The organism is Nesterenkonia sp. DZ6 (assembly GCF_022565835.1).
GTDB lineage: Bacteria > Actinomycetota > Actinomycetes > Actinomycetales > Micrococcaceae > Nesterenkonia.
In genome coordinates this window covers 91,858-110,278 of the sequence record NZ_JAJOYW010000005.1, presented here as the reverse complement: position 1 = coordinate 110,278, position 18,421 = coordinate 91,858, and the positions used below count along the sequence as shown (strand labels likewise).

Annotated in this window: 17 protein-coding genes; 4 read left to right on the top strand and 13 right to left on the bottom strand. The window is 69.2% G+C overall.

The features are described from left to right. Window positions 1-144 precede the first annotated feature (144 nt). The 4 genes from tyrS to LTH93_RS12480 form a co-directional block, all read right to left on the bottom strand. Window positions 145-1,461, bottom strand: a complete 1,317-nt coding sequence (gene tyrS, locus LTH93_RS12495) for a tyrosine--tRNA ligase (protein ID WP_241471144.1) — start codon at window positions 1,459-1,461, stop codon at window positions 145-147. A gap of 65 nt (window positions 1,462-1,526) precedes the next feature. Then, window positions 1,527-3,791: a HelD family protein gene (locus tag LTH93_RS12490; RefSeq protein WP_241471143.1), complete on the bottom strand. Its 2,265-nt coding sequence runs from the start codon at window positions 3,789-3,791 to the stop codon at window positions 1,527-1,529. Window positions 3,792-3,915: 124 nt separating this feature from the next. Then, complete coding sequence (locus LTH93_RS12485) at window positions 3,916-4,578, bottom strand: DNA-3-methyladenine glycosylase (protein WP_241466293.1); 663 nt, start codon at window positions 4,576-4,578, stop codon at window positions 3,916-3,918. A gap of 41 nt (window positions 4,579-4,619) precedes the next feature. After that, the gene (locus tag LTH93_RS12480; RefSeq protein WP_241471141.1) at window positions 4,620-5,714 is read right to left on the bottom strand and encodes a GTP-binding protein; all 1,095 of its coding nucleotides are present in this window, start codon (window positions 5,712-5,714) and stop codon (window positions 4,620-4,622) included. Between the two features lie 60 nt (window positions 5,715-5,774). Between LTH93_RS12480 and ykgO the strand changes: the two genes are divergently transcribed. Beyond that, the gene (gene ykgO / locus LTH93_RS12475) at window positions 5,775-5,897 is read left to right on the top strand and encodes a type B 50S ribosomal protein L36 (RefSeq protein WP_084479720.1); all 123 of its coding nucleotides are present in this window, start codon (window positions 5,775-5,777) and stop codon (window positions 5,895-5,897) included. Here ykgO and LTH93_RS12470 read toward each other — a convergent pair. Genes LTH93_RS12470 through LTH93_RS12460 form a run of 3 tightly spaced genes read right to left on the bottom strand, consistent with a single transcriptional unit; the run spans window position 5,857 to window position 9,386 of the window. After that, complete coding sequence (locus LTH93_RS12470) at window positions 5,857-6,642, bottom strand: lytic transglycosylase domain-containing protein (protein ID WP_241471140.1); 786 nt, start codon at window positions 6,640-6,642, stop codon at window positions 5,857-5,859. The two genes, ykgO and LTH93_RS12470, sit on opposite strands and share 41 nt — an antisense overlap. A gap of 36 nt (window positions 6,643-6,678) precedes the next feature. Continuing rightward, window positions 6,679-8,145 (bottom strand): argininosuccinate lyase, encoded by a 1,467-nt coding sequence (gene argH, locus LTH93_RS12465; RefSeq protein WP_241471139.1) that lies wholly within the window; start codon window positions 8,143-8,145, stop codon window positions 6,679-6,681. 2 nt (window positions 8,146-8,147) lie between these two features. Then, window positions 8,148-9,386 (bottom strand): argininosuccinate synthase, encoded by a 1,239-nt coding sequence (locus tag LTH93_RS12460; protein ID WP_241466289.1) that lies wholly within the window; start codon window positions 9,384-9,386, stop codon window positions 8,148-8,150. Window positions 9,387-9,550: 164 nt separating this feature from the next. Between LTH93_RS12460 and LTH93_RS12455 the strand changes: the two genes are divergently transcribed. Next, entirely contained in the window at window positions 9,551-10,009 is a 459-nt protein-coding gene (locus LTH93_RS12455; RefSeq protein WP_241466288.1) for an ankyrin repeat domain-containing protein, read from the top strand. Between the two features lie 75 nt (window positions 10,010-10,084). On the opposite strand, the gene LTH93_RS12450 is transcribed toward LTH93_RS12455, so the two are convergent. From LTH93_RS12450 to argC, 6 genes are read right to left on the bottom strand one after another with little or no spacing between them, the layout of a single operon-like run. After that, window positions 10,085-10,585 (bottom strand): arginine repressor, encoded by a 501-nt coding sequence (locus LTH93_RS12450; protein WP_241466287.1) that lies wholly within the window; start codon window positions 10,583-10,585, stop codon window positions 10,085-10,087. 1 nt (window position 10,586) lies between these two features. Then, window positions 10,587-11,561 (bottom strand): ornithine carbamoyltransferase, encoded by a 975-nt coding sequence (gene argF, locus LTH93_RS12445; protein WP_241471138.1) that lies wholly within the window; start codon window positions 11,559-11,561, stop codon window positions 10,587-10,589. Beyond that, window positions 11,558-12,859 carry an acetylornithine transaminase gene (locus LTH93_RS12440; protein ID WP_241471137.1) on the bottom strand — a complete coding sequence of 434 codons (1,302 nt, stop codon included), beginning with the start codon at window positions 12,857-12,859 and terminating at the stop codon, window positions 11,558-11,560. The genes argF and LTH93_RS12440 overlap by 4 nt, the downstream gene beginning before the upstream one ends. Then, entirely contained in the window at window positions 12,856-13,800 is a 945-nt protein-coding gene (gene argB, locus LTH93_RS12435) for an acetylglutamate kinase (RefSeq protein WP_241466284.1), read from the bottom strand. Before argB ends, LTH93_RS12440 begins: the two co-directional genes overlap by 4 nt. A gap of 12 nt (window positions 13,801-13,812) precedes the next feature. Beyond that, window positions 13,813-15,012 carry a bifunctional glutamate N-acetyltransferase/amino-acid acetyltransferase ArgJ gene (gene argJ, locus LTH93_RS12430; RefSeq protein WP_241471136.1) on the bottom strand — a complete coding sequence of 400 codons (1,200 nt, stop codon included), beginning with the start codon at window positions 15,010-15,012 and terminating at the stop codon, window positions 13,813-13,815. Then, a complete protein-coding gene (gene argC, locus LTH93_RS12425; RefSeq protein WP_241471135.1) occupies window positions 15,009-16,040 on the bottom strand; it encodes an N-acetyl-gamma-glutamyl-phosphate reductase in 1,032 nt (343 codons plus the stop codon). Before argC ends, argJ begins: the two co-directional genes overlap by 4 nt. A 103-nt stretch (window positions 16,041-16,143) precedes the next feature. Here argC and LTH93_RS12420 point away from each other — a divergent pair, with 103 nt between their 5' ends. Together LTH93_RS12420 and LTH93_RS12415 are read left to right on the top strand one after the other, a co-directional pair. Next, a complete protein-coding gene (locus LTH93_RS12420) occupies window positions 16,144-17,151 on the top strand; it encodes a quinone oxidoreductase family protein (protein WP_241471134.1) in 1,008 nt (335 codons plus the stop codon). A gap of 35 nt (window positions 17,152-17,186) precedes the next feature. After that, window positions 17,187-18,383, top strand: a complete 1,197-nt coding sequence (locus tag LTH93_RS12415; RefSeq protein WP_241471133.1) for an N-acetylglucosamine-6-phosphate deacetylase — start codon at window positions 17,187-17,189, stop codon at window positions 18,381-18,383. Window positions 18,384-18,421 lie beyond the last annotated feature (38 nt).

Sequence of the window (18,421 nt, the reverse complement as noted above, 5' to 3'; positions counted from 1 at the left end):
TCCGCCTCAGCTTCCCGCCGTGCCCCCTTGAGCACGAGATAGAACTTTACACACGCCCCGCCGAGTCCGCAAACCAAAACCAGTGCGACCTGCATCACACCCCTGGATCCCCGTGACCTGGCGGTTTTCACATCGAACCCGGACTCATCCCCGATGGACCAGCGCGAGGTTCTTCTTGCCGCGCCGGACCAGCAGGAACTTCTCGTGCAGCCACATCGAGGCGTCCACCGGCGCATCGGCATCGGTGATCTTCTCGTTGTTGACGTAGGCGCCGCCGTCGCTGATCGCCCGACGTGCCTCTCCATTGGACTTGACCAGGCCGGTGTCCACCAGCAGTCGGACTGCAGTCGCTTCCCCGGCAGGCACGTGTGCATGGGGAAGCTCGGAGGCCACCGCCTGCAGGGTGGGCTCATCGATCAGGGTCAGCTCCCCCTTGCCGAAGATCGCACCGGAAGCGTCGATCACCTTCCTTGTGGCATCTTCGCCATGCACCAGGGAGGTCACGTCCCAGGCGAGTGCTCGCTGGGCCTCTCGCTTGAAGGGTGCATCCTGCACCGAGCGCTCAAGCTCGGCGATCTCTTCCCGGGTCCGGAAGGTGAAGACCTTGAGCCTGTCGATCACATCGGCGTCGGACTGGTTGAGCCAGAACTGGTAGAAGGCATAGGGCGAGCACAGCTGCGGCTCGAGCCAGATGGCGTTGCCCTCGGACTTGCCGAACTTGGTGCCGTCGGAGTTGGTGATCAGAGGTGTGCCCAGTGCGTGCACCTGGGCACCTTCGGCGCGGCGGACCAGCTCGGTGCCGGAGGTCAGGTTGCCCCACTGATCCGAGCCGCCGAACTGCAGCGTGCAGTGGTACTGGCGGAAGAGCTGCAGGTAGTCGAAACCCTGCAGGATCTGGTAGCTGAACTCGGTGTAGGAGATGCCCTCATCGGAGTTCAGCCGCTTGGCCACGATGTCCTTCTTGATCATCGTGCCCACACGGAAGTACTTCCCGATGTCACGCAGGAACTCGATCGCGCTCACACCTTCGGTCCAGTCCAGGTTGTTCACCATGGTGGCCGCACTCTCCCCGTCGAAGGAGATGTAGTGCTTGATCTGCTGCTGCAGGGAATCCACCCAGCCGGAGACGACCTCTGGGGTGTTCAGCGTGCGTTCGCTCGACGGCCTCGGATCTCCGATCAGACCGGTGGAACCGCCCACCAGCGCCAGCGGCTTGTGCCCTGCCAGCTGGATGCGGCGCATGGTCAGAAGCTGCACCAGGTGGCCCAGGTGCAGGGAGGCCGCCGTGGGGTCGAAGCCGCAGTAATAGACGATGGGCTCACCCGAGAGCGCCTGCTCCAGCGCGTCTGCATCGGTGGAGACATGGACGAGTCCCCGCCAGTTCAGCTCCTGCCAGAGCGACTCGAAGCTGTCGTCGTTGCGCTGAGCGGCCAGCGCCGGGTTCGTGGATTCGAGGCTCATCTGGGTCACAGCAGGTACGTTACCAATCATCTCGGGCCTGGTCCGTCAGAACCCGGCAGAATCGGTCAGAACCCGGCCGGGAGTTCCCGGGCGGCCAGGACGTGCAGCGCATGGGTGGGTCGGGTGAGGGCGACGTAGAGGCTGCCCACCCGTCCGGCGGTCTCCTCAAGGATCTCTGCCGGCTCGATCAGCACCACGGCGTCGAACTCCAGGCCCTTGGCCTCGTCGGCGGAGAGTGCCAGGATGTCCTCGGTCAATGAACCGGCACCCCTACCCACGCGTGGACCGAACTCGGTCACCAGTGCGCGGCGGGCGGCGGCGAGCAGCCGCTGCGGCACGATCGCCGCGACGAGCCCCTCCCCCACTCGCTCATGTTCTGCGCGCACCGCGGCGGTGGCGGCGGTGATGAGCTGATCGGCCTGGACCTTCTCGATCACCGGCGGGTAGTCACCTTCGCGCACGGTGCGCAGCGAGGTGGTCTGGAGCCCATTGGCCTGGGCGACCCGCTCGGCGAGTTCCACGATGGTGCCGGGAGTGCGGTAGTTGACCGTGAGCTCCTCCACGCGCATCCGCTTTCCAACGAAGGGCGCCATGGCCTCCTGCCAGCTCGACGCGGCCGACGGCGAGGAGCCCTGGGCGATGTCACCGACGATGGTGAAGGACTTCAGCGGGCAGCGGCGCATCAGCACGTGCCACTGCATCGGCGAGAGCTCCTGCGCCTCATCGACCACCACGTGGCCGTAGGTCCAGCTGCGGTCCACCTGGGCGCGTTCGGCCGCGGTCAGCCGGGGGCCGGACTCGGCGTTCATGTCCACCACTGCCTGGGCGTCGAGGAACCCTTCGATGCCCATCTCCTCGAGCTGCGGGGTGGCGTTCTCCACTGCGCGCTGGGCGTTGTCCAACGAGCGCGCCGCAGCGGCCTTCTGTCGTGCGGCCTCGCGCCCGGCCGATTCATCCAGGGTGCCCAGCAGCTCTGCGGCCTCATCCAGCAGCGGAACATCTGCACTCGTGAACGGGCTGCCGGGCTGGCGCTGCAGCAGGTCCCGCTCCGCAGCGGTGAGCTCGGGCGCGACGTCGGCCAGGTACTTCGGCTTGGCGTAGAGATCTTCGAGCAGTCCCTGCGGGCTGCGCGGCATCCAGCACAGGTTCAGCAGCACCCGGACGTCGCGAGCGCTGCGGACGTCTTCGAGCAGGTAGGACCGGTCGGCGTCATTGCCCTCGGAGCGCTTCTCGATGATCCGTTCGAGCTTCTCGGCGATCTCCTTGACCAGAACCTTGACGAAGGTGGTGCGCGCCTCGTTATAAGGCTTGCCGGTGGCGCGGGCCCGCTCGAGGGCCCGATTGACCATCTTCGGGGTGACCCCGACGCGGGTGCCGTCGACGGTGACGTCGCGGACATCCGGGAGGGTGCGCTGGCGGTGGGTGACGGCGGCGTCGATGATCTGGACCCAGTCCAGGCGTCCCTTGATCTCTTCGACCCGCGAGTCCCTCTCCTCGGTGCCGCGCACCCCGGGGAAGAGCTCTGAGAGGGAGGACAGCACCACACCGGTCTCACCCAGGGAGGGCAGCACCCGGTCGATATAGGACATGAAGGTGGAGTTCGGGCCCACGATCAGCACGCCGGCGGACTTCAGCCGGTCGCGGTGGCTGTAGAGCAGGTAGGCCGCACGGTGCAGCGCCACGGCGGTCTTGCCGGTGCCGGGTCCGCCCTGGACCACCATGACGCCGGGCAGCTCGGCGCGGATGATGCGGTCCTGCTCGGACTGGATGGTCGCGACGATGTCGCCCATCTGCCCGGTGCGTCGTGCGGTCAGCGCGGCCAGCAGGGCGCCGTCGCCATGGTTGTGGCTGGCCTCCTCCAACATGGTCGCGTCGAGGATGTCGTCCTCCACCCCGTGCACCTCACGGCGCTTGAGCATCAGATGTCGACGACGGCGCACGCCTTGGCGTTCGAAGGCGGTCGCCTGGTAGAAGACGCCGGCCTCGGGGGCGCGCCAGTCCAGCATCAGCCGCTGGTGACTCGCGGAGGTCAGTCCGATGCGCCCGATATAGCGGCACTCTCCCGAGTCGTGATCGAGGCGGCCGAAGACCAGCCGATCGTCGACCGCATTGAGCTGCGCGAGCCGGTCCTCGTACATCGCGGCGAAGGCGTCGCGCTCGGAGGCGTTCTGCATGGTGCCGCTGGAGCCGACCCGGCGCACCTTGGCGAGCTGGACCTCTTTCTCCGCGCGGAGCTCATCGAGCCGGGAGTAGAGCACGCCGACGTACTCGCGCTCCTCCTCCACTCCGGCTTCGAGGCCGGGCACCGGAACGTCGTTGTCTTCAGGCATGATCTCGGCCGTGGCCGAGGACTGTGAATCACTCATCAAGCAGCGCAGCTCTCCGTCGCGAATTTGCTGACCACCAAGCATACCTCTATTCCGCTGAACCGAATCTGTCGAGATTCCAGCCGGGTCAGGGGCTGACCTCCGCAGGAACATTGCGTCCGGGGCGGTAGGCCGAGACCGTGGGGTCGGCGTCGAGCCAGTAGCGCCAGGGATAGCCGATGCTGCCGCCGGCTCCGGAGACTCCGACGCGCGCGCCGCTGCGGATCTGCTCGGGGTTCACCGGCTCGGCGGGCGGGGTCAGGGTGAACCGTGCGGGGTCAGCGCTGGCGGCGGAGTTCCTCAGGTGCACGGGCAGCGCGTCCATCGGCAGGGTGATGCCCAGTCCCTGGCCCAGCCGGCCGGGCCCTGAGAGCAGCTTCGCTCCGGTGTCGCGGCCGCCGCGGCGCTCGATCGCCAGCTCACGGCCGGCAAGGACCTCGCCGGCGCGCAGCAGCACGCCTCCCGCGGTGCCCTCGTCGGCGCAGGCGAAGTTCAGGCAGCGGTGGATCCCGTAGTTGAGGTAGACGTAGGTGTGCCGGGGAGGTCCGAAGAGCGCCGCATTGCGAGCGGTCTTGCCGTTGTAGCTGTGCGCGCCAGGATCCTCGCCCTGGTCCCCGTAGGCCTCGACCTCCGTCAGCCGCACCCGCACGGACCCGCCCTCCGTCAGCACGGTGAGCTCACAGCCCAGCAGCGCCGGAGCCAGCTCGGTGGCGTGGGCGTCGAAGAGGGCGTTCAGTCGCGCAGAGTCCATCTGCCCATGATGGCAGACCTGGTCCCGGGCTGGTGCTCGGCTCAGTCTTCGGCCTCGGTGACCGACTCCCAGACCGGGAAGGGGTCGCTGAAGGTGCGCCAGAGCTGCGGACCGTCGGTGAGCTCGACATCGGTGAGCGTGGCCTCGTCCAAGGCCGCTGTGAGTCCTTCGGCGTCGAGGTCCATCCCGATGAAGGCGATGTCCTGACCGAAGGCGAGCATCTCCTCGGGGTCCTCGAGCTGATGATCGAAGGCCAGCGGAGCCAGCGAGATGATCTGCCCGATGTGCTCCCACTGCGCGGTGATGTGGCCTCGGGTGGCGAGCCGGGCGAATCCTGCGGAGCGGATCACGCGGCCGAACTCCTCGACCTCGACGCGCAGATCCAACAGCTGTTTGAGGCGGCCGGGGTGGAAGGGGCGGAGCTGTTCGTAGCGGAAGGCCGAGACGCGGGCGTGCCGATGGCGTGGCTGGAAGTCGCCGTTCAAGAGGCAGGTCCAACCGGCACGGGACTCCTCCCCCGAATAGCCGGGCACCTTCGAACGCAGAGTCCGAGCCCCAGGATCTCCGCTGAACCGCACCTGCGCGTGCGGACTCAGGTGGGCCACCAGCGCCACCAGAATGGCCAGCTCACCCGGGTCGATCAGGCGCCAGTTCACCATCATGACCGTGGAGGCATATTCGATCTGCTTGACGATGACTTCGGCGCGGCAGACGTAGGCCAGCTCCCCCGGGTGCCTCCCGTGCTGGTCAGCCTCGAGCACCACGTAGTCATCGGATGCGAGGTCGTCGAGCAGGTGAGCGGCATCCACGACACAGATGACCTCGGTGAGCTGGGGCTGCGGCCTGTGGTCACGGTCCAGACCGCTCAGCCCGTCTGACGCCGTCAGCGAGCCGATGACCTCGGTGATGGCGCTGGCCAGTGGATACTCGACCACCAGCTCGGGCCTGTCGGGCACGAGCCGCAGCAGCCGCAGCGCAGAATCCAGCGCCGTCTCATCCGTCGCGAGGCGATCAGCCTGCAGCAGCACGGCGCCGCGCCGCTGGGCCAGTGCTGCGGCGAAGTCCTTCCGCTCAGGACCGCAGGCCCCCATCACCGCGACCACCTGCACAGCTGGCACCTCGCCTGACATCGTCATCGCCGACTCCCTTCGAGTATTGTTAACGCTAATGCTACTCATTCTCACTAGGAGGTCATAATGAAGGTCCGCAATTCACTGCGTGCATTGAAGAACAAGCCGGGATCACAGGTGGTGCGACGCCGGGGGCGCACCTACGTGATCAATAAGAAGAATCCGCGGCTGAAGGCCCGTCAGGGCTGACATAGTCCTGGGCGTGGGCGGCGACGTCGTTGACGTACTCCATCGACTGGTTATAGGCGACGACGGCGTCCACCCAGCCCTCGTCACTGGTCAGGTCTTCCCCGCTCTCGCACAGGTAGACGGCGGCGGTGAGCGCGGCGTCGTCGAACTGATGCGGATCTGAGGCTCCGCTGCGTGAGCCGTCCTGGGCGTAGAGCTCCCAGGTGGCCGGGATGAACTGCATCGGCCCCACCGCCCGGTCCCACTCGGCGTCCCCGTCCAGTGCGCCGCCGTCGGTGTCGGGGATCTCGGCCAGGCCCGGGGATCCGTCCAGCGGGATGCCGATGATGGCGGGGGCGACCTGACCGTCTGGCTGAACCTGGGCGTCCGCGTAGGTGCCGTGCTGGGATTCGACCTGCCCGATGCCGGCCAGGGTGTTCCAGCCCAGTCCGCATTCGGGTCGGGTCTGCTCCACCAGCAGGGCCGCTCCGGTGTAGGCGGCGAGGGCGCGCTGCGGGATGCCGGTGCGGTCCGCCACCGCCTCGAGCCACTGCTCGTCGGCGAGCCCGGCGATGGGGGCCCATGGCTGCCCGGGCGCGGGGGCCTCGGCGGGCGCGGCCGCTTCGGGGAGCCGCTGAGCGGGGGCGCTGGGGTACTCCAGGCCCGGGGCCTGCCGAGGCTCGGCGCATCCGGTGAGCGCAAGCAGAGCCGCCCCGGCCAGGACGGCCGGGACGGCTCTGCGCCGCCTCGAAGCGGCCTGGGTCATGTGGGGTTCACTCCAGCGCCCGGTTCAGCGAACAGCTCAGCTGACGCTGTCTGGACCGACATTGCTGCCCGCGGAGCGGATGAACTCCTTGATCGGGCTCAGCTGCAGCGTGAGCTCCTCGAGCTGCTCGGCCACCGCTGACGGCGCCGTGCCGCCGCGGGAGGATCGTGAGTTCAGCGATCCGAAGGTGGTCAGCACCTCACGCACCGCCGGAGTCAGCTGGACAGAGATGCCGCTGAGCTCTTCGTCGGTGAGGTCCCAGAGTTCGACGTCGCGCGCTTCAGCCACCCGGACGGCTTCGCCGGAGAGCTCATGTGCCACTCGGAAGGGCACGCCCTGGCGGACCAGCCATTCGGCGATGTCGGTGGCGAGTGCGAAGCCGCGCGGGGCCAGCTCGGCCATCCGGTCGGTGTGGAAGACCAGGGTGGCGATCATCCCGGAGACCGCCGGAAGCAGCAGCTCCAGGGTGTCCACCGCGTCGAAGAGCGGCTCCTTGTCCTCCTGCAGGTCCCGGTTATAGGCCAGCGGCAGGCCCTTGAGCGTGGCCAGCAGCCCGGTCAGGTCACCGATGAGGCGACCGGACTTGCCGCGGGCGAGCTCGGCCACGTCGGGGTTCTTCTTCTGCGGCATGATCGAGCTGCCGGTGGAGAAGGCATCATCGAGGGTGACGAAGCCGGCCTCCTTGGTGGCCCAGAAGATGATCTCCTCGCTGATCCGGGAGAGATCCACGCCGATCATGGCGCTGACCCAGGAGAACTCCGCGTAGACATCGCGCGCCGCGGTGCCGTCGATGGAGTTCCAGGCCGCCTGGCCGAAGCCGAGCTCCTCGGCCACGCGCTGCGGGTCCAGACCCAGCGAGGATCCGGCCAGGGCGCCGGAGCCGTAGGGCGAGGTGGCCGCCCGCCGGTCCCAGTCCACGATCCGCTGCAGATCACGCAGCAGCGCCCAGGCGTGGGCCAACAGGTGGTGACTCAGCAGCACCGGCTGCGCATGCTGCAGATGCGTCCGGCCCGGCATCGGCGCATTCGGGTGGGCCTCGGCCTGAGTGATCAGCGCCTCGATGGTGCCGAGCACCCCGGCGCCGATGACCCGGGCATGATCACGCAGGAACATCCGCCCCATGGTGGCGATCTGGTCGTTGCGCGAGCGTCCGGCGCGCAGCTTCCCGCCCAGGTCCTCGCCGGCGCGGGCAAGCAGTCCGCGCTCCAGCGCCCCGTGCACGTCTTCGTCGCTCTGCGCCGGAGTGAAGTCCCCGGAGAGCACGTCGGCCTCGAGCTGGTCGAGGGCAGAAAGCATCCCGTGCAGCTCGACGTCATCAAGCAGACCGGTGCGGTGCAGCACCCTGGCGTGCGCGCGGGATCCGGCGATGTCATAGCGGGCCAGCCGGAAGTCGAAGTGCGTGGACTTGCTCAGCGCGGCCAGCGCATCTGCCGGCCCTGAGGCGAACCTTCCGCCCCAGAGCGCGCCCTCGTTGGTGCCGTGCTTGGTGCTCTCCGGGTTCATGCTCAGCGGTCCAGGTTGCCGAGGCCGGAGAAGTCCGGCTTGCCGTGGATGCGCTGCTCGCGCTGGGAGGCCACCTTGGAGGACAGGCCGAAGATGTCGATGAATCCGCGGGCGCTGGACTGATCGAAGGCGTCGCCGGCGTCGTAGGTGGCCAGGTTGAAGTCATACAGGCTGGTCTCGGAGCGGCGGCCCTGCACGGTGGCGCGGCCGCCGTGCAGCTCGAGCCGGATCTCGCCGGAGACGTACTTCTGGGTCTCGTCGATGAAGGCGTCGAGGTTGCGCTTGAGCGGGGAGAACCACTGGCCGTCATAGACCAGCTCGGTCCAGCGCTGGTCCACCGTCTTCTTGAACCGGGCCTGCTCGCGCTCCAGGGTGATGTTCTCGAGCTCGCGGTGCGCGGCGATCAGCGCCATCGCGCCGGGGGCCTCGTAGATCTCGCGGGACTTGATCCCCACCAGGCGGTCCTCGACGATGTCGATCCGGCCCACGCCCTGCGCACCGGCGCGGCGGTTGAGCTGCTCGATGGCCTCGAGCGCGGTCACGGTCTGTCCGTCGAGGGCCACCGGGACGCCCTGGTCGAAGGTGATGGTGACGACGTCGGCTGAGGGCGGGAAGGAGGGGTCCTCGGTGTACTCGTAGACGTCCTTGGTGGGTCCGTTCCAGATGTCTTCCAGGAAGCCGGTCTCCACGGCGCGGCCCCAGACGTTCTGGTCGATCGAGAAGGGGTTCTTCTTGGTGGTCTCGATCGGCAGGTTGTGCTTCTCGGCGTATTCGATGGCCAGCTCGCGGGTCAGGGCGAGGTCGCGGACCGGGGCGATGCACTTGAGCTCCGGGCCCAGGGTCTGGATGCCGACCTCGAAGCGGACCTGGTCGTTGCCCTTGCCGGTGCAGCCGTGGGCCACCGTGGTGGCGCCGAACTGCTGGGCGGCGGCGACCAGGTGCTTGGTGATCACCGGACGAGAGATCGCGGAGACCAGCGGGTAGGAGTCCATGTAGAGGCCGTTGGCCTTCAGCGTGGGCATGCAGTACTGATCGGCGAACTCGTCACGGGCGTCGGCGACATAGGCCTCCACGGCGCCGCAGTCCAGGGCGCGCTGACGCACCGTCTCCAGTGATTCACCGCCCTGGCCGACGTCGACGGCGACGGCGACGACCTCCTGGCCTGTGGCTTCGGCGATCCAGCCGATGGCCACAGAGGTGTCGAGGCCGCCGGAATAGGCGAGAACAATACGATCAGTCACAACGAATCTCCTTGGGGAACGGAACTTTGGCTCGACGACAGCCTACATAATTATTCGCAGGTCTGCATAAACGTGTCGGTGAGGTTCGGGGTCCCCGTCAGGTTATCCTCTCCGCGCCCCCAGCGGATCAGGTCGCCGGCCCTGTCTCAGATAGACTTGCGGCCATGTCACAGGACTCCCAGCACTCGGCCGATCTCCCGGCGAACCAGCAGCCTTCCACCGGCGGGGCGCCTGAGCTGACCGAGGAGCAGATGGAGTTCCTGGCCTCGATGTTCGGCGTCGCCCGGGCGGGCAAGACCGAGGAGCTGCTTGACCTCGTGGATCGCGGCCTGCCGGTGAACCTGAGCAACGAGAAGGGTGACACGCTGCTCATCCTCTCCGTCTACAACGACCACACCGAGCAGGCCGAAGGCCTCCTGGCCCGCGGCGCAGATGTGGACCGGATCAACGATCAAGGTCAGACCGCTCTGGGCTGCGCGGTGTTCCGACAGAACGTACCGGCCACGAAGGCGCTGCTCGACGCCGGCTCAGACCCCCGCCTGGGGCGGCAGAGCGCCTACGCGGTGGCCGAGATCTTCGGCCTGGACTCGATGCGCGCCATCCTGGACAGCCACCAGCGCTGAGTCGCCCCTCTCAGGCCGAGCAGCCGAGGGGCCCCTGTGCCGCCGACCGGCGCTGCGCCTCCGCCCGAGGCTGCCTCAGCTGCGGCCCTCGGCGAAGCCGGTGAAGCGCCGCGCGACCGCCGCTCCCCCGTCCGGCTCGGTGGTGACCACCATGATCGTGTCGTCTCCGGCGATGCACCCCAGGACCTCCGGGATCCCGGCGTGGTCCACCGCGCTGGCCAGGAACTGCGCCGCTCCGGGAGGGGTGCGCAGGATGACCAGGTTCGCGCTGGGCTCGGCAGAGACCAAGAGGTCCTTGCACAGCGCGATCAGCCGCGCCGTCGTCGTCGCCTCGGTCTGGTCGGCCTGCAGCTCACGGTCGTGGCCGTCGGAGGGCACCGCGTAGATCAGCCCGCCCTGGACTCCGCGCACCCGGGCGGCTCCGATCTCGACCAGGTCACGCGAGAGCGTCCCCTGCGTGACCGTGACGCCGGCGTCAGCGAGGCGTTCGGCGAGCTCGGCCTGAGAGCGGACCTGGGAGCGCGAGATCAGCTCGCGGATCTTCGCGTGCCGGGCGGTCTTGGTGGTCGGCGACATCTCAGCGCTCCCCCGCGCGGACCAGTTCCGCGGTCTGTTCGTCGGCCAGCCCGGAGCGCACCAGCAGCCAGGCCATCAGCGCCTTCTGCGCGTGCAGCCGGTTCTCCGCCTCGTCCCAGACCACCGATTGCGGCCCGTCGATGACCTCGGCGCTGATCTCCACCCCGCGGTAGGCCGGGAGACAGTGCAGGACGACGGCGCCCGGCGCGGCGTGGGCCATGGCGGCGGCGTCGACCCGGTAGTCCCCGAAGAGCTGGAGCCGCTGCTGCTTCTCCTCCTCCTGCCCCATGGAGACCCAGGTGTCGGTGGCCACCGCGTCGGCGCCGTCCAGCGCCTGGACCGGATCGGTGGTGATCAGCACCTTGCCGCCGGTCTGCGCGGCGCGGGCCTGTGCGGCGTCGATGATGTGCTGCTCGGGCAGGAAGCCTTCGGGGCCGGCGATTCGCACGTCCATGCCGGCGTTGACCCCGGCGAGCAGGTAGGAGTTCGCCATGTTGTTCGCCGCGTCTCCCAGGTAGGCCAGGGAGCGGCCCTGGGTGGTGCCGAGGTGTTCGCGCAGGGTCAGCAGATCGGCGAGCAGCTGGCAGGGATGGTAGTCGTCGGAGAGCGCGTTGATGACCGGGACCGCGCTGTGCTGGGCCATCTCCTCCAGGCCTGACTGGGCGTAGGTGCGCCAGATGATCAGGCTGACCATGCGGTCGAGCACCCGGGCGGTGTCGGCGATGGTCTCCTTGTGCCCGAGCTGGGACTCGCCGGGGTTCACCACCAGCGGGGCGCCGCCGAGCGCGGAGATCCCGGCGACGAAGGAGAAGCGGGTCCGGGTGGAGGTCTTGTCGAAGAACACCGCGGCCGTCTGCGGGCCGGCCAGTGCCTTGATCGCATAGGGGTTGGCCTTCATATGTCCGGCGAGGGTCAGCACCTGGTCCAGCTCGACGGGGCTGAGGTCCAGGTCGGTGAGGAAGTGACGGACGGTCATGAGGTGCTCCTGCGGTGGATCTCGGGAAGGGCGTCGATGAACAGCTGGATCTGCTCCGCGGTGATGATCAGCGGCGGGGCCAGGCGCAGCGTCGAAGGGCCGGTGGCGTTGATGATGAACCCGGCCTCCAGGGCCGCGGCGACCATCGCGGGGGCCAGCGTCTCACCCGGTGCGGCCGCGAGGTCGAATCCGATCAGCAGCCCGTGTGCGCGCACTTCGGTGACGAAGTCCAGCGCGGCGAGCCGGCTGGCCGTGTAGGCGCTGACCTCCCGGACATGGCGGAGCAGGTCGGTGGACTCGATGACGTGCAGGGTGGCCAGGGCGGCCGCGGTGGCGGCGGGGTTTCCGCCGAAGGTGGTGCCGTGCTGGCCGGGGTTCAGCAGCGAGCTGGGGTGTTCCCCGAAGGTGAGCATCGCCCCGATCGGGAACCCGCCGCCGAGGCCCTTGGCCAGGGTCATCGCGTCCGGGAGCACCGGGGTCGAATCTGCCGGTGCGGAGGCGAACCAGGAGCCGGTGCGGCCGATGCCGGTCTGCACCTCGTCGAAGATCAGCAGCGCCCCGGCGGCGCGGGTGATCTCGCGTGCCGCCTCCAGGTATCCGGCCGGGTGGCCGTGGACTCCGGCCTCGCCCTGGACGGGTTCGATGATCACGGCGGCCACGGTCTCATCCACCGCCGCGCGAAGCGCCTCGGCGTCTCCGGCCGGGACCCATTCGACTCCGCCGGGCAGGGGCTCGAAGGGTTCGCGATAGCTGGGCTTGTGGGTCATCGCCAGCGCACCCATGGTGCGTCCGTGGAAGCCGTGCTCCAGGGCGATGATCCGGGGCCGTTCGCTGCCGCCATGGCGGCGTGCCAGTTTGAACGCGGCCTCGTTGGCCTCGGCGCCGGAGTTGGTGAAGAACGCCTTGGAGCCGGCGGGTGCCTGGGCGAGGTGCCGCAGCTTCTCGGCGAGCGCGATCTGGGTGGGGCTGGTGAAGAAGTTCGAGATGTGCCCCAGGGTGCTCAGCTGGGCGGAGACCACGCTGGTGATCAGCGGGTGGGCGTGGCCCAGGGCGTTGACCGCGATGCCGCCGAGCAGGTCGAGGTACTCCCGGCCGTCGGCGTCGAAGACGGTGGCGCCTGAGCCGCGGACCAGCACCCGCTGCGGGGTCCCGAAGACCCCGAGCAGCGACTCGGTGTACCGGGCCAGCAGCTGATCACCGTCCTCGACGGCGAGCGCGGCGCTGTTGAGGTCGGCGCTGCTGAGATCGGCGGTGCTGAGGTCAGCGGTGTTCGGCTCGGGCGTGTTCTGCTGGCTCATAGGGCCTCCCCGTCGGGAACGATCTGGGTGCCGACGCCCTCGGTGGTGACGATCTCCAGGAGCATCGAATGCGGCGCCCGGCCATCGACCACGTGGGCACGTGGGACGCCGGCCTCCACGGCCTTCAGCGCCGCTGTCATCTTCGGGATCATCCCCGATTCCAGGCTGGGCAGCATGGCACGCAGGTCGGTGGCGCTGAGTGAGGAGATCAGCGAGGACTTGTCCGGCCAGTTGGCGTAGAGGCCCTCCACATCGGTGAGCATCACCAGCTTGGCCGCACCGAGCGCCGAGGCGACGGCGGCCGCCGCGAGATCGGCGTTGACGTTGAGCACCTCGCCGGTGGGAGCGGCGTCGGCGGCGGTGGAGTCGAACTCAGGGGCGATGGTCGAGATCACCGGGATCCGCCCGGCGGCGAGCAGGTCGGTGATCGCATCGGGGTTGACCCCGCTGACCTCGCCGACGAGGCCGAGGTCCACGGTCTCGCCGTCGATCTCCACGGTGGTGCGGGTGGCGCGCAGCAGCGCGGCGTCCTCGCCGGAGAGGCCCACCGCGTAGGGGCCGTGGCTGTTGATCAGTCCGATGAGCTCGCGCCCGACCTGCCCGGTGAGCACCATCCGGACCACGTCCATGGCTTCGGGGGTGGTGACCCGCTGCCCGGCGCGGAACTCGGACTCGATGCCGAGGGTCTCCAGCATCGCGTTGATCTGCGGGCCTCCCCCGTGCACCACCACCGGGTTGACCCCGACGTGGCGCAGGAAGACCACGTCCTCGGCGAAGGCGCGGCGGAGCTCGTCGTTGATCATGGCGTTGCCGCCGTACTTGATCACGATGGTCTCTCCGGCGAACTTCTGGATCCAGGGCAGCGCCTCGACCAGGACGGAGGCCTTCTCACCGGCGGAGCTCAGGCTCCCGGCGTCGCGCGGTTTCATGCTGGAGGTCATCGGGGTCCTTCTTCAGCTGGAGTAGGCAGAGTTCTCATGCACATAGTCATGGGTCAGGTCGTTGGTGAGGATCGTCGCCTCGGCCGGACCGGCCTTCAGATCGATGACCACCTTCACGTGGCGGCCGCTCAGGTCCACCAGCTCCCGGTCGTCGCCGATCCCGCCGGCGCGGCAGATCCACACGCCGTTGACGCTGACGTCGATGGTGGAGGGGTCGAAGTCCACGTCGGTGGTGCCGACCGCGGAGAGGATCCGGCCCCAGTTGGGGTCCTGTCCGAAGATCGCGGTCTTGAAGAGGTTGGAGCGGGCCACGGAGCGCCCGGCGGTCTCGGCCTGCTCCTCGGTGGCGGCGTTGATCGTGGTGATCGCGATCTCGTGGTGGGCGCCCTCGGCGTCGGCGATGAGCTGGGTCGCGAGGTCCTGGCACACCTGGTTCAGCGCGGCCTGGAACTCTGCCAGGTCCACCCCGGAGGGGTCTGCCTGCGGGTGCGCGCCGGAGGCCATGGCGATCACCGTGTCATTGGTGGACATGCAGCCATCGGAGTCCGCACGGTTGAAGCTGAGCCGGACCGCTTCGCGCAGCGCCGCGTCGAGGTCCGGCTGGGCGATGACGGCGTCGGTGGTGACCACCGAGAGCATGGTGGCCATTCCGGGGGCGAGCATGCCAGCACCCTTGGCCATCCCGCCCACGGTGAAGTCCGCGGCGGAAGCCGTGGAGATCTTCATGACCGAGTCGGTGGTCATGATCGCCTGCGCCGCCCGCTGCCCGGCGGCGTCGGCGGTTTCGAGCTGGGCCACCGCGGCGTCGATCCCGCCCAGCAGTGCGGGCATGTCCAGGCGCACCCCGATGAGTCCGGTGGAGCAGACCAACACGTCTCCGGCGGAGATGTCCGCCCCGGTGGCCTGGAGCTTCTCGGCCACCACCTCGGCGGTCTGGTGGGTGTCGGCGAAGCCCGGTGCCCCGGTACAGGCATTGGCGCCGCCGGAGTTCAGCACCACGGCGTCGGCGCGACCGTCGGCGATGGCCTGCTGGGACCAGAGCACCGGTGCGGCGGCCACCCGGTTGGTGGTGAACACCGCCGCGGCGTGCTTGTCCGGCCCGTGGTTGAGCACCAGCGCGACGTCGCGCGGCGGGTCGCCCTGGGCATCGACGGACTTCAGCCCGGCGGCGACGCCTGCGGCGCTGAATCCTGTCGCGGCGGTGACACTCATGGGGAGACTCCCAGCAGGTTGAGCCCGGTGGTCTCGGGGAGACCCAGGGCGATGTTCATGGACTGCACGGCGCCGCCGGCGGTGCCCTTGGTCAGGTTGTCCGCGGCCGAGACGACGACGGCGCGCCCGGCGTGTTCGTCCACCGCCAGCTGCAGCGTCACGTGGTTGGAGCCCACCACCTGTTTGGTGGCTGGCCACTGGCCCTCGGGCAGCAGGTGGACGAAGGCCTCGCCGTCGTAGTGCTCGCGGTAGGCCGCGCGCAGCGCGGCCTCGGTGGTGCCGGGGGCGAGCTTCGCGGTGGAGGTGGCCAGGATGCCGCGGGCCATCGGGGCCAGGGTGGGGGTGAAGGAGACCTGGACTTCAACACCGGCCGCGTGGCCGAGGCCCTGCTCGATCTCCGGGGTGTGCCGGTGCACCCCGCCGACACCGTAGGGGCTCATCCCGCCGATGACCTCGGCGCTGAGCAGGTGTAGTTTGAGCGCCTTGCCTGCACCGGAGCTGCCGGTGGCCGCGACGATCACGATGTCATCGGGCTGGAGAAGTCCGGCGGCCAGGGCCGGGGCGAGGCCGAGCATGATGGTGGTGGGGTAGCAGCCGGGCACCGCGATGCGCCGGGCGCCGGCGAGCTTGGCCCGCTGTCCGGGCAGCTCGGGCAGCCCGTAGGGCCAGGTCCCCTGATGGGCGGAGCCGTAGAACTTCTCCCAGGCGGCAGCCGATTCCAGCCGGTGGTCAGCGGCGGCGTCGATCACGATGGTGTCCTCGCCGAGCTGGGCGGCGATCTCCGCCGAGGCGCCGTGCGGCAGGGCCAGGAAGACGACGTCGTGTCCGGCGAGATTCTCCGCGGTGGTGTCGATGAGCACCCGGTCCGCCAGCGTGACCAGGTGCGGCTGCACCGCTCCCAGCCGCTCCCCCGCACTCGAGTGTGCGGTGACTGCGCCGATCTCCACCTCGGGGTGGCCGGCCAGCAGCCGCAGGACTTCTCCCCCGGCGTAGCCTGAGGCTCCGGAGACAGCGATCGAATAGGTCATGCCCAGCAGTCTAGGCAGATATATGCGTCATCTCCAATATTTATGCATAAGTCGGGCCCGCCGACTTCGCCGCTCCGGGCCTGCGTTGGGTACGCTTGCCGCCATGAATGAACAGAGCGTTTTCCCAGAAGATCTGCCCGACAGAGCACGAGTGGTGCATGCCGAGCAGGCAGGGGGCCCCGAGGTGCTCGTCGAGGCTCAGGTGCCGCTGCCTGAGCCTGGACCGAACCAGGTGCTGGTGGAGACTGCCGCAGCAGGGGTCAACTTCATCGAGACCTACCAGCGCAGCGGTGTGTATCCGGTGGAGTATCCCTTCACCCCTGGCACCGAAGGCGCCGGCCGTGTCCTCGCCGTCGGCGAGGGCGTGGAGTCACTCTCCGTCGGGCAGCGGATCACCACCCTGGAGGCCTCCACCGGCACCTACGCCTCGCACTTCTTGGTCGATGCAGGCAAGGCCGTGCGCGTCCCGGATGAGGTCACCGATGAGCAGGCGGCGGCTCTGCCGCTGCAGGGCATCACCGCCCACTACCTGGTCAACTCCACCTACCGGGTCTCCCCCGGGGAGACCGTGCTGACCCACGCCGGTGCCGGAGGGGTGGGCCAGATCCTGACCCAGCTGCTCAAGGCCAAGGGCGCACGGGTGATCACCACCTGCTCGACCGAGGAGAAGGCCCAGATCGCTCAGGCCGCCGGAGCGGACTACGTGATGGGCTATGAGAACTTCGCCGAGCGGGTTCGCGAGATCACCAAGGGCGAGGGTGTGGCCGCCGTCTTCGACGGCGTCGGCAAGGACACCTACCTCGGGTCCTTGGACTCCCTGGCGATCCGCGGGATGTTCGTGCTCTACGGCGGCGCCTCCGGCCAGGTGCCCCCGCTGGATCCGCAGGAGCTCAACCGCCGCGGCGGGCTCTACGTCACCCGTCCGGCCACGCACTGGTACCTGCGCAACGCCGAGGAGCGCACCTGGCGCTACGCAGAACTCTTCCGCGCACTGACCAGCGGCGATCTGAAGCTCAGCATCGGCGCCAGCTACCCGCTCGCCGAGGCGGGCCGGGCGCACGATGACCTGGAGAACCGCCGGACCACCGGCAAGCTGCTGCTGAAGCCATAAGCGGCGCTCACCGTGCTGATCCCGGGAATCCTTCGGTGACCCGGCTGCTCTTCGCCGAGGCGGCGCTGACCCCGGAGGGGTCCATCGGGCCGTACTGGCTGCGCCTGGCCGAGGGGAGAATCCTCGACGCCGGCCACGGCCACCCTCCTGCGCGCCCGGATCTGCACCTCACCGACCAGGTGCTGGCACCCGGGTTCGTCGACGTCCACGCCCACGGCGGCGGCGGCTCGGCCTTCACCGAGGGCGCTGGGGCTGCGCGGACGGTCCTGGCGGCGCACCGCCGGCGGGGCTCCACCACCATGCTCGCCTCCCTGGTCAGTGCGCCGATCCCGACGCTGCTGGACCAGGCGGAGCAGCTGCGCCCTCTGGTGGAGGCTGACGAGCTGGCCGGGGTCCATCTGGAGGGGCCGTGGCTGAGCATCGCCCACCGTGGCGCCCATGAGGCGTCCATGCTCAGCGATCCGACGCCCGCGGCCGTCTCGGCGGTGCTTGAGCACGCTGCGGCGGATCTGATCAGATACGTGACCCTCGCGCCCGAGCTGCCCGGCGCCACCGGGGCCGCTGCCCGACTGCGGGCCGCAGGGTGGACCGTGGGAATCGGGCACACCGGAGCCGACGGCGCGCAGACCCGGGCCGCCCTGACCGCCGGGGCGAGCGCCGCGACTCATCTGTTCAACGCGATGTCGGGGCTGCATCACCGCGACCCCGGCCCGGCGCTGGCGCTGCTCGAAGACCCCACGGCCTTCTTGGAGCTGATCCACGATGGGGTGCACCTGGACCCGGAGATGGTCCGCTATGTCTGGCACTCGGCGGCCCGCAACGGCGGGTCCCGGCGGCTGGTCCTGGTGTCCGACGCGATGGCCGGCGCTGCCGCACCGGAGGGCCGCTACGCCCTGGGCGCTGCGATTGTGGACGTCGCGCGCGGCGTCGCCCGGCTCGTGGAGCCCGACGGGACGCTGGGCGCGATCGCGGGTTCGGCCGTGACACTCGCCGAGGCGGTGCGCCGCAGCATCCTGAACGCCGGGATCACCTCGGCCCAGGCGCTGATGGCCGCCACCGCCAACCCCGCAGAGATGATCGGGATCGACGACGTCGGCAGGCTGCTCCCCGGTGGACGTGCGGACCTGGTGCTGCTGGATCAGGCGTGGACGGTGCGCGAGGTGATGCACCGCGGCCAGTGGCTCGACGGACCAGGCTCGGGTGCTCCACAGCGAGATGGCCCGGCAGACTGAGCGCCTGCCGGACCATCTGCGCCATCAGGAACGAACCG

Excerpts from the sequence above, each read along its gene's own strand:
- tyrS (WP_241471144.1), bottom strand. The coding sequence starts at position 1,461 with ATGAGCCTCGAATCCACGAACCCGGCGCTGGCCGCTCAGCGCAACGAC.
- LTH93_RS12490 (WP_241471143.1), bottom strand. The coding sequence starts at position 3,791 with ATGCCTGAAGACAACGACGTTCCGGTGCCCGGCCTCGAAGCCGGAGTG.
- LTH93_RS12485 (WP_241466293.1), bottom strand. The coding sequence starts at position 4,578 with ATGGACTCTGCGCGACTGAACGCCCTCTTCGACGCCCACGCCACCGAG.
- LTH93_RS12480 (WP_241471141.1), bottom strand. The coding sequence starts at position 5,714 with ATGACGATGTCAGGCGAGGTGCCAGCTGTGCAGGTGGTCGCGGTGATG.
- ykgO (WP_084479720.1), top strand. The coding sequence starts at position 5,775 with ATGAAGGTCCGCAATTCACTGCGTGCATTGAAGAACAAGCCGGGATCA.
- LTH93_RS12470 (WP_241471140.1), bottom strand. The coding sequence starts at position 6,642 with ATGACCCAGGCCGCTTCGAGGCGGCGCAGAGCCGTCCCGGCCGTCCTG.
- argH (WP_241471139.1), bottom strand. The coding sequence starts at position 8,145 with ATGAACCCGGAGAGCACCAAGCACGGCACCAACGAGGGCGCGCTCTGG.
- LTH93_RS12455 (WP_241466288.1), top strand. The coding sequence starts at position 9,551 with ATGTCACAGGACTCCCAGCACTCGGCCGATCTCCCGGCGAACCAGCAG.
- LTH93_RS12450 (WP_241466287.1), bottom strand. The coding sequence starts at position 10,585 with ATGTCGCCGACCACCAAGACCGCCCGGCACGCGAAGATCCGCGAGCTG.
- argF (WP_241471138.1), bottom strand. The coding sequence starts at position 11,561 with ATGACCGTCCGTCACTTCCTCACCGACCTGGACCTCAGCCCCGTCGAG.
- LTH93_RS12440 (WP_241471137.1), bottom strand. The coding sequence starts at position 12,859 with ATGAGCCAGCAGAACACGCCCGAGCCGAACACCGCTGACCTCAGCACC.
- argB (WP_241466284.1), bottom strand. The coding sequence starts at position 13,800 with ATGACCTCCAGCATGAAACCGCGCGACGCCGGGAGCCTGAGCTCCGCC.
- argJ (WP_241471136.1), bottom strand. The coding sequence starts at position 15,012 with ATGAGTGTCACCGCCGCGACAGGATTCAGCGCCGCAGGCGTCGCCGCC.
- argC (WP_241471135.1), bottom strand. The coding sequence starts at position 16,040 with ATGACCTATTCGATCGCTGTCTCCGGAGCCTCAGGCTACGCCGGGGGA.
- LTH93_RS12420 (WP_241471134.1), top strand. The coding sequence starts at position 16,144 with ATGAATGAACAGAGCGTTTTCCCAGAAGATCTGCCCGACAGAGCACGA.